Origin of the sequence: Glutamicibacter sp. NPDC087661 (assembly GCF_044743275.1) — a bacterium.
Taxonomy (GTDB): domain Bacteria; phylum Actinomycetota; class Actinomycetes; order Actinomycetales; family Micrococcaceae; genus Glutamicibacter.
Map to the genome: position 1 here is coordinate 1093886 of NZ_JBIUWE010000001.1, position 13227 is coordinate 1107112.

At 60.5% G+C, this 13227-nt stretch carries 10 protein-coding genes; 4 read left to right on the top strand and 6 right to left on the bottom strand.

Translation table 11 applies throughout. The features are described from left to right. Positions 1-43: 43 nt before the first annotated feature. The gene (gene pepN, locus ACIOTN_RS05210; protein ID WP_402734856.1) at positions 44-2689 is read left to right on the top strand and encodes an aminopeptidase N; all 2646 of its coding nucleotides are present in this window, start codon (positions 44-46) and stop codon (positions 2687-2689) included. 174 nt (positions 2690-2863) lie between these two features. On the opposite strand, the gene ACIOTN_RS05215 is transcribed toward pepN, so the two are convergent. Further along, positions 2864-3919 (bottom strand): biotin/lipoate A/B protein ligase family protein, encoded by a 1056-nt coding sequence (locus ACIOTN_RS05215; protein WP_400342360.1) that lies wholly within the window; start codon positions 3917-3919, stop codon positions 2864-2866. A gap of 171 nt (positions 3920-4090) precedes the next feature. Here ACIOTN_RS05215 and ACIOTN_RS05220 point away from each other — a divergent pair, with 171 nt between their 5' ends. Next, entirely contained in the window at positions 4091-5689 is a 1599-nt protein-coding gene (locus ACIOTN_RS05220; RefSeq protein ID WP_402734857.1) for a DUF222 domain-containing protein, read from the top strand. A gap of 751 nt (positions 5690-6440) precedes the next feature. Here ACIOTN_RS05220 and ACIOTN_RS05225 read toward each other — a convergent pair. The 4 genes from ACIOTN_RS05225 to ACIOTN_RS05240 form a co-directional block, all read right to left on the bottom strand. Beyond that, positions 6441-6698, bottom strand: a complete 258-nt coding sequence (locus tag ACIOTN_RS05225) for a type B 50S ribosomal protein L31 (protein ID WP_013348950.1) — start codon at positions 6696-6698, stop codon at positions 6441-6443. A gap of 146 nt (positions 6699-6844) precedes the next feature. Beyond that, positions 6845-7678, bottom strand: coding sequence for a TrmH family RNA methyltransferase (locus tag ACIOTN_RS05230; RefSeq protein ID WP_402734858.1), 834 nt, complete (start codon positions 7676-7678; stop codon positions 6845-6847). 4 nt (positions 7679-7682) lie between these two features. Further along, positions 7683-8480 carry a sulfite exporter TauE/SafE family protein gene (locus ACIOTN_RS05235; protein ID WP_105657800.1) on the bottom strand — a complete coding sequence of 266 codons (798 nt, stop codon included), beginning with the start codon at positions 8478-8480 and terminating at the stop codon, positions 7683-7685. Between the two features lie 28 nt (positions 8481-8508). Next, positions 8509-9294 (bottom strand): ABC transporter ATP-binding protein, encoded by a 786-nt coding sequence (locus ACIOTN_RS05240; RefSeq protein WP_133833402.1) that lies wholly within the window; start codon positions 9292-9294, stop codon positions 8509-8511. 187 nt (positions 9295-9481) lie between these two features. Between ACIOTN_RS05240 and serB the strand changes: the two genes are divergently transcribed. Further along, a complete protein-coding gene (serB, locus tag ACIOTN_RS05245; protein ID WP_105657798.1) occupies positions 9482-10402 on the top strand; it encodes a phosphoserine phosphatase SerB in 921 nt (306 codons plus the stop codon). A gap of 161 nt (positions 10403-10563) precedes the next feature. Next, the gene (locus ACIOTN_RS05250; RefSeq protein WP_105657797.1) at positions 10564-12312 is read left to right on the top strand and encodes a VanW family protein; all 1749 of its coding nucleotides are present in this window, start codon (positions 10564-10566) and stop codon (positions 12310-12312) included. Positions 12313-12461: 149 nt separating this feature from the next. Here ACIOTN_RS05250 and ACIOTN_RS05255 read toward each other — a convergent pair whose 3' ends face one another. Beyond that, complete coding sequence (locus tag ACIOTN_RS05255) at positions 12462-13211, bottom strand: SDR family oxidoreductase (RefSeq protein ID WP_105661240.1); 750 nt, start codon at positions 13209-13211, stop codon at positions 12462-12464. Positions 13212-13227 lie beyond the last annotated feature (16 nt).

The following is a 13227-nucleotide window of genomic DNA, read 5'->3' on the forward strand; positions in this document are numbered from 1 at the left end:
AAAAAGAACCCTAAAGCATTCCTTTCACAGCTAAGCTGGGGTGGTGGACACACTTCAACGCTATGCACCCAATGAAAACCTCAGGCGCGACGAAGCGGCCTGGCGCGCACGGAATATCGAATGGCACTTCGCCGAGGTCCAGCTCGATCTTTCCAATGCCACCGATCGCACAGCCACCAGCTTCAGCTCGATCACCACGCTGAACTTCAGCTCCAAGGATCCGGCGGCCTTCATCGACTTCATCCACGAATCCGTGGACGAGGTACTGGTCAACGGCACCGCGATCGACCTGGAATCCGCAGTGCTCGATGCACGCATCTACCTCGACCAGCTGCGCACCAACGTGCCGAACACCGTGAAGATCACCGGACGGGCGATCTACTCGCGCTCCGGCGAGGGGCTGCACCGCTTCGTGGATCCGCAGGATGGGCAAACCTACCTCTACACCCAGTTCGAGCCTTCCGAGGCGCGCCGGGTCTTCGCCTGCTTCGAGCAGCCCGACCTGAAGACCAGCTACCGCTTCACGCTCACCGGTCCGGCAGCCTGGCATCTGGCCAGCAACCAGCCGATCGTCGATGAGGTGCTGCACGATGACGGCACCAAGACCGTGGCCTGCGCCCCGACTCCCCCGATCTCCAGCTACATCACCGCGGTGCTGGCCGGACCGTACCACGTGGTGCGCGGCGAGCACCTCCAGCGGCTGGATGACGGCGAAGAGCTGAGCATCGAGATGGCCGCCACCTGCCGCGCCTCGCTGGCCGGGCACTTCGACGGCGACGAGATCATCAAGCTGACCAGCCAGGGCCTGGACTACTACCACCAGCTGTTCGACTACCCCTACCCGTGGGGCAAGTACGACTCGGCGTTCGTGCCGGAGTACAACCTCGGCGCCATGGAAAACCCGGGCCTGGTCACCTTCACCGAACGCTACGTCTTCACCTCGCACGCCACCGAAGGCCAGTACGAGCAGCGCGGCAACACCCTGATGCACGAAATGGCGCACATGTGGTTCGGCGACCTGGTCACCATGAAGTGGTGGGATGACCTGTGGCTCAAGGAATCCTTCGCCGACTACATCGGCACCCTGGCCAACGACGAAGCCACCGACTTCACCACCGCGTGGACCACCTTCGCGGCGCGCCGCAAGGCCTGGGCCTACGTGGCCGACCAGATGCCCACCACCCACCCCATCGTGGCCGACATCCCTGACCTGCTGGCCGCGGACCAGAATTTCGATGGCATCACCTACGCCAAGGGCGCCAGCGTGCTCAAGCAGCTGGCCGCCTTTGTCGGCGCCGAGGCCTTCCGCGACGCCGCCCGCGCCTACTTCCGCAAGCACGCCTACGGCAATACCTCGCTGGATGACTTCCTCGAAGCGCTCGAAGCGGCCAGCGGCCGCGATATGGGCCAGTGGGCGGATGCCTGGCTGAAGACCAGCGGCGTGCCGAAGCTGCACGTCGAGTACACCACCGATGCCGGCGGCACCATCACCGCGGCATCGCTGATCCAGTCGGGCACCGATCCGGTCACCGGGCAGAAGATCGCCCGCCCGCATGTGCTTTCGGTCGGCGCCTACCAGCTGGACGGGAGCCAGCTGGTGCGCACCGACTCGGTGGACGTGGAGCTCTCCGGCGAATCTGCGGCCCTGGACTTCCTGGTCGGACGCCGGATCCCGGATCTGCTGCTGCCCAACGACGGCGATGAGACCTATGCGCTGATCGAATTCGACCCGGTTTCGCGTGCCACCTTGCTCGGCCACCTCTCGGGCCTGGGCGACTCGCTGCCCCGCGCCACCTGCTGGGCGTCGCTGTGGGATGCGGTGCGTTCGGCCACCTTGGATGCGCAAAGCTACGTGCAGGCGATCCTCGATCACGCGCACGCCGTCACCGACGCGGGCGTCTTCGGGGTGCTTACCGACCAGTTGGCCACCTCGATTTCCAAGTACGTTGCCCCCGAGCTGCGCGCGGAGCTGCGCCAGAAGGCCGCCGCAACCCTCACCGGGTGGCTCACCCGGTTCGAGGCCGGCGGAGACCAGCAGACCACCACCGCGCGCACCCTGGTTCGCCTGGCCCGTGCCGGCGTGGCTCCGGAGGTGCTCGACGCCTTCCTGGGCGAGCAGCCCAATGCCTACCAGGTCACCGTCGATGAGCAGCTGCTGTGGGGTTCCTACATCGCGCTGGCCGCTTCCGGCCGGCTCGACGAGGCCGCCGAGGCATCCATGCACGAAGCGGCCAAGGCCAACCCCACCAGCGTGGCGCAGAATTCGGTTCGCACCGCGCTGGCGGCGCGCCCGGATCCGCAGGCCAAGGACACCGCTTTCGACACCGTGCTGATGGCGCGCGATGAACACGGGGAGCTGTCCAACGATGCCCTCTCGGCCACCGCGCTGGGCTTCACCATGGGTTCCTCCGCCCTGCTGGCACCGTTCGAGGAACGCTACTGGGCCGCGATCCTGCCGGTCTTCGAGACCATGGGCATGGAATTCGCCACGCGCGTGATCGAGGGGCTGTATCCAGGGCACCAGGATCTCCAGGGCGCCATCGAGCAGAACCATGCACTGGCTACCGCTACCGCATGGCTGGAACGCCATGAGAGCGCACCGGCCGCCCTCAAGCGCATCCTGCTTGAGGAACGCGCAGAACTGGAACGCTCGCTGAAGGCCCAGGCCTACAGCCGCACCAGCCGCTAGGCGCTGGCCCTCCGAAGCCGGCCCGCTGCTTATCCACGCAGCGGGCCGGCTTTTCCGTGCCGCTACACGCTGCCGGCGCAGCGGAGATGGCAGGGCCACAGCAACCATGGCCTCAAGCAAAACATGGGCCTGGCCTCGAACTTGATCGAGAACAGCCCCTTGGATCTTGGCTCGCTACGGAACCCGCGCGGTCCACTGCGCGGTAGCGAATTTGGCCTCGGCCAATTCCTTCGCCGCCAGACGGGATTCGGCATCCAGCTGCGCCGGCTTGGCCCCGGTGCGCTTGGCGAAGGTGTCCATCATGACGTTGATGATCTCCATGCGATCCAGCTTTGTCTGCGACTTCAGCGGATCCACACGCTTGACCGCTGAGGTGATGCCCTTGTCGGAGATCTTCTCCCGGCCAATGCGCAGCACCTGGGTCATCTTCTCCGCGTCGATGTCGTAGCTCATCGTGACGTGGTGCAGCATCGCACCGTTGGCCAGGCGCTTTTGCGCTGCGCCGCCGATCTTGCCGGCAGGGGTCGCGATGTCGTTCAGCGGCTTGTAGTACGCTTCCAGGCCGATGCTTTCCAGCGCTTCCATCACCCAGGCGTCCAGGTACGGGTAGGAATCGGCAAAGCTCATGCCGTCCACCAGGGATTCAGGAGCGTAGAGCGAGTAGGTAATGCAGTTGCCAGCTTCCATGAACATCGCGCCGCCTCCGGAAATGCGGCGAACCACCTGGATGCCGTGCTTTTCGGCTTGCTCCATGTCCACTTCGTTCTTCAGCGACTGGAAGGATCCGATCACGACGGCACCTTCGCTCCAGTCCCAGAAACGGATGGTCGGCTTGCGGGTCCCCTTGGCGATTTGCCGGGTCAGCACCTCATCCAGCGCCACTTGCTCGGTGATTGGAATGATCTCCGGGCCCAGGACTTCCCACTCGTGGTCTTCCCACTTGGTGGCGTGTCCCAGCGCGCGGCGGACGACGCGCGCGATGGCGTCTTCGTCAAAACCGAACATCACTGCGCCTTCACGCAGATTGTCGGTTACCGCATTGCGTATGGTGCTGTGGCTGGCGTCCGCTGGCAAACCGCGTAGCGCATCATTCAAGTCATCGAGTGCATCATCTGGTTCCAGGAAGAAGTCGCCATTCAATGACACTTCGGTGATCACGCCATCGGAAGTATCCAGATCTACAACGACTAATTTGCCACCGACTACCTTGTATTCACCATGATGCTTCATGGTTTCATTCTATCCCCGGCTGCCCGCTAGTCGAATCCACGCACCCCCGGATTCGGTGGTTCGCAGTGGCAACATTCGACGCCGGATAACAATCGAATAAATATTCGAGAATACTTCCACATTCCGCGGATTTCCGGGCCAAACTGTCTGTTGCCGGCAGGATAATTAACTATGGCTATACCCGATTTCATCCATGACGACGATGATGAACATCGTCTACCGTTGCCCCCAGCTGGCACTCGCACAGAATCCCACAAGGATTCGTTATTCAGCGACCATCTCGAACATCACCTGTTCCATGGTCCGCTGAAGCAATTGGCAGATGAGCTCTACGACGCGGGCCCGCTCAATGGCCCCGACGACGCCCTCGAACGGCTGAAGAAGATCCAACGCATTCAGAGCACCCTCGATGCAATGACATCTGTGCTGCTGGCCGATTCAGTAGAACAAGTCAGTGAATCATTTGCCGATATGATCGCCACCGCGGGGACCACTACCGAGGAGGAGGAACGCGAGGCTCGGAAAAGTGCTCAATACTATGGCGTTGACCGCGGCAGTGACCAGGTCATCAACTCCAACTTCATCGCAGAAGCGGCTGTCGCGCTGCGTGAGACCCCTCGCATGGTAGGCAAGCGGATGTTCTATGCCAAGGGTCTTCGCTACGCCTGCAAGGAAACCCTCACGGCTTTGGCTGCAGGAGAGATCACGCCCAAGGCAGCGCATGACATCGTGAAGTATTCGCAGGACTTGCTCCCCGAACAAATCATGCAGATGCAACGCGTGCTGTTGCCCATGGCGAAGACTGCGTCTGATGACGCGATATACCAACGCGCACGCCGGTTCCATGACAGGATGTGCCCGGAGGCCGCCGAACAAAGGCACAAGAAGTCTGAAAAGAATCGCAAGCTCACGCTATGGGATAACGAAAATGGCATGTCCACCCTCAAGTACTACAACAGTGCCGCAGTGATTCATTCCATCAAGAACTCCGTCAAGTGGCTAGCTGATCAGCATAACGATCCGCAGGATCCCCGCACCCGGGAGCTAATAGAAGCGGACGCCTTTGCAGACATCATCCTCAACGGCTGGCCGGACCGGGAAGGCACGCCCCTCAAGCCACGGGTATCCATCACGATTCCCGCGGTGGAAATGCTGGCGGATCCTACAAGGACCGTGGCTGACCTGGAAGGCTACGGCCCCATCCCACTGGGGGTCGCATTGGTGTTGGCAAAGGATGCGCCTTCGTTCCAGCGCGTGCTGACCGACCCATGGACTGGCGCCGCGATAGATGTCGAGCGAAGGCGCTACCGGCCCTCGCAGAGCCTCAAGGATCTGTTACGGCACCGCGATGAGCATTGCTGCTTCCCCGGCTGTCGCCGTCCAGCTGACCGCTCCGAGATTGACCATATAAATGGCTGGGCTCACGGAGGGCATACGACCAGGGACAATACGCATCTGCTGTGCAAGCAGCATCAAATGTTCAAGCATGCATTGGGTTGGAAAGTCGTTCCGCGTCCTGACGGATCCAAGATGTGGGTGACTCCACACGGGCTGAGCGCACTCGTTATTCCGGAAAGCGTCAAGCGTGTGGACCAATTCGATCATGTAAATGATCATTGCCCAGAGCGCCCTAAGGTCATTCCTTTGCCGCATATTCGACTCACGGCAGAAGTACGCAGGGTACTTGGGCTCAAGCCTCGCGTCGACATTCCAGACGAGGATCCCGGTCCTGAATCGCCGCCAGATGACGGCCAGAAGGAAACAGGCTGAGGACGCTATCCCGATTGACCGGTTTTTGGGTGACAGAATTTTTCAGTCACCAGCACCTCCACACCACCAATAACACCATTCACGCAACGGCGATGGAGCCAGTTGCTCGGAGCAGTGCGGCCAAGACGTCTGCTTCGACGAGTCAGCGAATCCTTATTCAGCCGCCACTGGAAACCCCGACGGCTATAGCACCGAAAAGCTCTGGGCAAACGCTCCTGACAATATTTTTCAGTCAATGGCGCCTCCAGGCAACTGCCAAAATGCCCGATGCGCACCGCTGTGCCTAAAACGGGACCTCTACGACAGTTCCGTGAAAATATTTTTCAGTCATCCCCGGCTGCCCCGACGGCTATTGCGCCGAACGACTCTGGGGCGAACGCTGCTGACAATATTTTTCAGTCACTGGCGCATCGAGACGACTACCAAAATGCCACTAGCGCATCACGGCGCGAAAAAGGAATCCTCCTAGTCAGTTAAGTGAGAGCATTTTTCAGTCATCTCCTGCCGCCCCGACGGCTATTGAGCCGGAAGACGCTGGGGCGGACGCTGCTGACAATATTTTTCAGTCACTGGCGCATCCAGGAAACTGCCAAGATGCCGCGATGCGTATCGTGGCGCGAAAAACGAATCCTCTTAGACGGTTCCGTGAAAACATTTTTCAGTCACTGATGGACAGGTGTGCTGTTAAAGCAGCAGCGGCGTGTTTCCAAATACTGGAAACACGCCGCGAAAGCTTGCTAGGGGCGAAGTATTACTTCTTGCCGCCGAAGCCCTTGAAGCGGGCGTTGAAGCGCTCGACACGACCAGCGGTGTCCATGATGCGCTGCTTGCCGGTGTAGAACGGGTGCGAAGCTGCCGAGATTTCGACGTCGATTACTGGGTAGGTGTTGCCATCTTCCCATTCGATGGTCTTGTCCGACTTAGCGGTCGAACGGGTCAGGATCTTCTCGCCGGATGCCAGGTCGTTGAAGACAACTGGGCCGTACTGTGGATGGATATCAGCCTTCATAGCTATACACCTTTTTGTTTATGGCCACTGGATTTTGCCAGTAGCTACTTACTCGGAAATTGTGTCCCGCATTCAGGGCTCCATGAAGAGACCTCAATGCACAGACAGTCCATCCTATCGCAAAAGCGGCGGCGGCAGAAACCTTCTTAGCGTGGCGCGGAGCACAAATGCCAGAATGCAATTGCGCTAGCGGCACCAACATTCAGGGAATCCACTTCGCGGTACATAGGGATGATCACGGTCCGGTCAACGGCGTCCAGAGCTTCATCGGTAACTCCCCTGCCTTCGTTGCCCAAGATCATGGCGACCTTCTGGCCAGACTTGATCTCTACTTCGTTTAGCGGGATCGCGTCCTCGGTCAGTTCCATGGCGAGCATCTCGTAGCCATGCCTCTTCAAGGTCTGGATGTCCTCTGGCCACGACAGCATGCGTACCCAAGGAAGGTCGAAGACCGTCCCCATTGAGACGCGGGCGCTGCGACGGTACCAGGGGTCCACGCATTTGGGGGTGAGCAGCACGGCGTCAACGCCGAGCCCTGAAGCCGAACGGATAATTGCGCCGAGGTTAGTATGGTCGGCGATGTCTTCCAAGATGGCGACGCGCGAACTGGCTTCAAGCACTTCGTCCAGATCCAGCGGTTCGGGACGATTCATCGCTGCCATGGCGCCGCGGTGCAAGTGGAAGCCGACCAGATCCTGGAGCTGCCGATCATCCCCAATGAAAATCGGCGCGTCTGGGAAACGGTTGAACTCCTCGGTTAGCTGGTCCAGATGCTTTTCGGCGAGCAAGAAGCTGCGCGGCACGTGGCCCGCGTTGATCGCACGCTGCACCACTTTGGTGCTCTCGGCAATGTAGAGCCCGTTTTCCACGTCAGTGCGCATACGCAGGTTCGCTTCGGAGAGCCGGAGGTACTCGTCGAGGCGGGAATCGGCCAGATCCGCGACCGGCAGGATCCGTTCAGGGTTGAGAATTTCAGCCACGAAGCTACACCAACTTGTAGAGCATGTTGCCCAGGGCGACCAGGCCCAGGATGACGATGACCAGGCGCAGCAGCCCAGGCGAGAGCTTGCGGCCAATCTTGGCGCCGGCAAATCCGCCGATCAGCGAGCCGACAGCGATAAGCAGGACGACGAGCCAATTGATGCGTTCCGGCGCAATGATCAGGTACATCGCGGCCGCCACGAGATTCACGATCAGGGAGAGGATGACCTTGATTGCATTGGACTGCTGCAGGGATGCTTGCAAGAACACGCCGAATACCGCCATCAGCAGGACTCCCTGCGCGGCGGTGAAGTAGCCGCCGTAGACACCGATGATGAACACCAGGATGTAGAGGACCATTGGAATCTGGGCGCGATCGGCATCATCCGGGTCGGTGCCGCCGGAAGCGGCCTGCCGGGTCTTCGCCCACTTGGCAAGACGGGGCTGGAAGATCACCAGCACCAGCGCGCAAACCAGCAGCACCGGCGCAACGATGCCGAAGACGGACTCCGGCAGGTTCAGGAGGAGCAAGGAACCGATCAACCCGCCGATCAGTGAAACCGGCACGAGTTTGAGCAGCGTCTTCTTGACGCTGGCAGCTTCTCGACGGTACCCCCAGGCACCGGAGAAGCCACCAGCAACCAGACCCATGGCGTTGGAGACGACGGCATTCACCGGAGCCATGCCCAACGCCACGAGAATGGGGAAAGTGACCAACGTGCCCGAACCGACGACGGTGTTGATAGTTCCGGCCCACAGTCCACCAATGAAGACCAGGGCTTCGCGCCAAAATTCGATCACGTGGAATTTTCCCCTTTAGTTATTGCTGTTAGCTGCGTGCGAAAGCAGAGTAGCGTCCACCTTCACGCCGCAGGCTCAGCGGCATGCCGTAGGTTGCTTCTAGGTTCGCTTCGTTCAGCGTGGATTCGATCTCGCCGGCAGCGACAACTTCGCCGTCGCGCATCATCAGGATGTGGGTGAATCCCGCTGGCACCTCTTCAAGGTGGTGGGTTACCAGAACCAGCGCCGGGGCATCCTCGTCGGCTGCCAGTTCCGCCATCTTGCCAACCAGGTCTTCGCGCCCGGCAAGGTCCAAGCCTGCTGCAGGCTCATCGAGGATCAGCAGTTCGGGATCGGTCATCAAGGCACGGGCGATCAGCACGCGCTTGCGCTCGCCTTCGGAAAGCTTGCCGAAAGGCTGGTTCATGAAGGTGGACATGCCCCAGTTGTGCAGCAGATGGAAAGCACGGCGCTCATCGAGCTTCTCGTACTTCTCGCGCCAGCGACCGGTCATGCCGTAAGCCGCGGTGAGTACTACGTTCAGCGCGGTTTCGTTGGCTGGAATGGAGTTGGCAACCAGGGCTGAGCTCAGGCCGATCAACGGACGCAGATCGAAGACCGACACCTTGCCCAAACGTTCGCCAAGGATATCCGCGGTACCGCGGGTTGGGTGCAGCCGGGTGGCCGCAATGTTCATCAAGGTCGACTTGCCGGCGCCATTGGGGCCGATCACAATCCACCGCTGTCCTTCTTTGACTTCCCAGGACACGTCCTTGAGCAGGTCTTTTCGCCCGCGTACAACGCTGACATCTTTGAAAGTTAGCACTTCGCTCATGGTATTCAAGATTAGACTTTTCGCCCCTGTTTCACTAATTGGAAATGCCGAACGGGGCCTGAGATCGCCGGATTGACCTGTATTGCGTCCAACGGCAATACTAGTTCGCTCCCCTGGGCCTGGTCAGCAGCTTTGCGCCAACACGTCATGTTTGGTCGTAAACACCGAAGCAATGAAAAATGGTTGCATGGCTTCATCATTGGTTTTCGCATCCCGCCCCGCTTTCTCCCGCACAGACTTCAACGCTGTATTGCAGCAAGCGGCCGCCGCCGGGCTCATTCCCGCCGCGGACGAGAGCCAGATCAAAGCCAGCGAAGAGCGGCTGGTCGCCAAGTTCCGCCTTGAACAGGCCGATCAGGCGAAGCTGCAGCAGGCTGCTGCGGCATTCGTCGATGCGCAGGTCGCCGACGGCGCACTGGAATACGCGGACATGTGCGTAGCGGTGGTACCGGCCGAACTCGTCGATGCTCCGCAGTTGCTCTTGCTGATGGATGTCGATTCCACCTTGATCAAGCAGGAAGTCATCGAACTGCTCGCCGCTCACGCTGGACGGGAAGAAGAAGTGGCTGCGGTGACCGAAGCCGCGATGCGCGGTGAACTGGATTTCGCCCAGTCCTTGATCCAGCGCGTAGCTACCTTGAAGGATCTGCCAGATACTGTCCTTGCCGAGGTAGGCCAGCGCATTGTCCTCTCGGACGGCGCCGAAGCCCTGGTCAAGCGGTTCCACGCTGCTGGGCACAAGGTCGGCGTAGTTTCCGGCGGGTTCCAGCAGATCCTGGATCCGTTGGCTGCCCATCTGGGCCTGGACCATGCGCTGGCTAACACCTTGGGCATTTCCGAGGGAATTCTTGACGGAACCGTTCACGGCCAGATCGTCGATCGCGGCATGAAGGAAACGATGCTGCGCGCCTGGGCCGAGGAACATCACATCCCGATGACGGCAACCGTCGCCGCCGGTGATGGCGCCAATGATCTGGCCATGGTTGCTGCCGCGGGTTTGGGTGTGGCTTTCAATGCGAAGCCTGCCCTGCGCGATGAGGCGGACGTGCGCCTGGACTTCTCGCGCCTGGACGTCATCGCCGACCTAGTACTCAATGATTTGGCTTAGCGGAATCCAACAACTGCATAACAATTCTGCCGATAGCGGCTTTCGGTAACTTGATCGGTTGTTCCAGCGGTTAGTATTTCTATTGACGCGTTTAACGGCTGGCGGCATAAGTCCTAGCCGCGCGCGTAGCCCCTATCGCTTTCGAAAGAGCTACCAGACCAGTGCAGACCCCCTCCCCGGACAGTTCCTCAACTACGCCTACGCACTCCGCACAAGACAAGAAGAAGCCGAAGAGCAAGGCCAAGCCTTGGATCATTACCGGTTCTTGTGTTGCAGCCGTAGCCGCAGCATATTTCGGCGGAGCCGCCTATGTCAGTTCCCAGGTTCCAGCCAACGCGTCAATTGCGGGCGTCAACATCGGATCCATGAACAAGGACCAGGCTCGCGCCGAATTGGAACGCGAGGTACTCCCCCTGGCTGAAAAGCCAATGGATGTCACCGTCAACGGTGAAAAGTACACCCTGGATCCGGCCAAGGCCGGCCTGGAACTGAACGTTGATGAAACCATCAACGAACTGACTTCCTACGAAATCAACCCGGCCAAGCTCTACGAGCGGCTCACCGGCGAATTCCACGTCACCCCAGCGGTCGACGTAGATCAGGAAAAACTGGGCGCGCAGCTTGAAGCGCTGGCCAAGAAGGCCAATGCCGAGGTCGCCGAAGGAACCATCGATTTCAAGGATGGCACCTCGAAGCTGACCAAGCCCGTTGACGGCGTAGCGCTGAAGACCGAAGAAGCCGCCACACTGATCAGCGAGGAATGGGAAATTGCCGGCGCGGCGATCGACCTGCCTGCCGAGGTCAGCAAGCCGGCAATCTCTGCCGACGCCCTGCAGGCGTTCTACGACAAGGACGTCAAGGCGCTGCTGAAGGACGAGGTCATCCTGGCATCGGATGACAAGAAAGCGTCCATCTCGGCCGCGTCTATTGCCGCGGCGGCAAAGTACGCGCCCAAGGATGGCGCCCCAGCGATCGCATTGGATGACGAGAAGCTCTACAAGGCTGCGACGAAGAATTCCGATCTTTCCAGCACTGCCAAGGATGCGCAGATCGTCTTGAAGGACGGCAAGCCGTCCATCATCAAGTCCTCCAAGGGCATCTCGCTGGAGACCAAGGGCCTGGGCGCCAAGGTCCTGGCCGCCACCGCTGCCAAGAACCGCACTGCCGAAGTTGAGATGACCGAGAAGGAAGCCGACTTCACCACCGCAGATGCGAAGAAGCTCGGCATCAAGGAACCGATCGTCACCTTCTCCACTCCCTACCCGGCTTCCGATACCGTACGCACCAAGAACCTGCATGCCGGTTCGGCGCGCGTCAATGGCGATATCATCAAGCCCGGCGAACGCTTCTCGCTGCTGCAGGCCTTGGGCCCGATCACCGTGGCCAACGGCTATTACAGCTCCGGGGTCGTGGAAAGCGGCTTCAGCACCGAAGCCGTAGGCGGCGGACTCTCGCAGATCTCCACCCAGATGTACAACGTCGGCTTCCTGGCCGGATACGACGACATCACCCACAAGCCGCATTCGCGCTGGTTCGAGCGCTACCCCGCGGGACGCGAAGCCACCTTGTGGGAAGGCCAGATCGACATGATCTGGGAGAACAACACCCCCTACGGCGTGATGATCCAGGCCTGGGTTTCGGGCGACAAGGTCAATACCCGCCTGTGGTCCACCAAGTACTGGGATGTCTCGCAGAAGAGCTCGGGCAAGTACAACCAGACCAACCCCGAGACCAAGTACAACCCGGCCGAAAAGTGCGTCTCGGAATCTGGTGGCAAGAAGGGCTTCAGCATCGATATCACCCGCTACCGGGAAGCCTTCGATGGATCCAAGAAGCTGCCAGCTGAAACCAAGAGCTGGACCTACAGCCCATGGCACAAGATCGTCTGCGGCGACAAGCCCAAGGACTGATCCAAGCGAAATCGCCGGGCGCCTCCCTTTCGGAGGTGCCCGGCGATTTCGCTTAACCCTGCGCATTTTGCCCCAGGCACGGAAAAGCTGGCGGTCGGAACCCCTGCACGGGGTAACTGCCGCCAGCTGATGCGCGCTGCTGCGGGGGCTTACTTGCCCGACTGCTCCAGGAAGTCGCCTGCGCCGCCAACCAGCTCGGTGTGGCCGGTCTCGACGTCGGCGAAGACCATCTTGGCTACCTCGGCGCCGAACTCCTCGACGGAGTACAGCTTGCCGGCAGCTTCGCGGCGGGCGTCGATAGCACCTGGCTCCATGCGGTTGAGCAGGGTTGCGGTGATGGTCCCTTCGATCATGTCACCGGAGACCACCACGAAGGTGATGTTCTTCTCGGCCAGCTTCGGGATCATTTCGCGCAGTGCATCTTCGCCGGCGCGCTTGGACTTGGCCACAGCGTCGTAGGCATCCATGGTGGTTACTTCGTTGATGAAGTGCGCCTGGTGGCTGGTAACGAAGACCACGCGGCCGCCCTCGCTCAGCTGGGGCAGCGCGGCTTCCAGCATGGCCACCTGCGCGTCGCGGTTCAGGCGCAGCGCATAGTTTTCGCCCATGGAGGTTTCCATGCCGCCCGAAGCGTTGAGCACGACGACATCCAGCGAGCCGAAGTTCTCAACAGCCGCGTCAACCAGAGCCTGCGGACCCTCAACGGTGGTCAGGTCGGCGCCCACGGCAACGGCCTTGCCGCCCTTTTCTTCAATAGCGGCAACAATCTTGTTGGCGCGCGGGGCCTTGGCGCGGTAGTTGACCACTACGCCAACGCCCTGCTCGGCCAGCAGCTGCGCGGTCACCGCACCGATGCCGCGCGAGGAACCGGTTACAACGGCACCTTTGAATTCACTCATGGTGGTACTCCTTTGG

Excerpts from the sequence above, each read along its gene's own strand:
- ACIOTN_RS05215 (WP_400342360.1), bottom strand. The coding sequence starts at position 3,919 with ATGAAGCATCATGGTGAATACAAGGTAGTCGGTGGCAAATTAGTCGTT.
- ACIOTN_RS05220 (WP_402734857.1), top strand. The coding sequence starts at position 4,091 with ATGGCTATACCCGATTTCATCCATGACGACGATGATGAACATCGTCTA.
- ACIOTN_RS05225 (WP_013348950.1), bottom strand. The coding sequence starts at position 6,698 with ATGAAGGCTGATATCCATCCACAGTACGGCCCAGTTGTCTTCAACGAC.
- ACIOTN_RS05240 (WP_133833402.1), bottom strand. The coding sequence starts at position 9,294 with ATGAGCGAAGTGCTAACTTTCAAAGATGTCAGCGTTGTACGCGGGCGA.
- serB (WP_105657798.1), top strand. The coding sequence starts at position 9,482 with ATGGCTTCATCATTGGTTTTCGCATCCCGCCCCGCTTTCTCCCGCACA.
- ACIOTN_RS05255 (WP_105661240.1), bottom strand. The coding sequence starts at position 13,211 with ATGAGTGAATTCAAAGGTGCCGTTGTAACCGGTTCCTCGCGCGGCATC.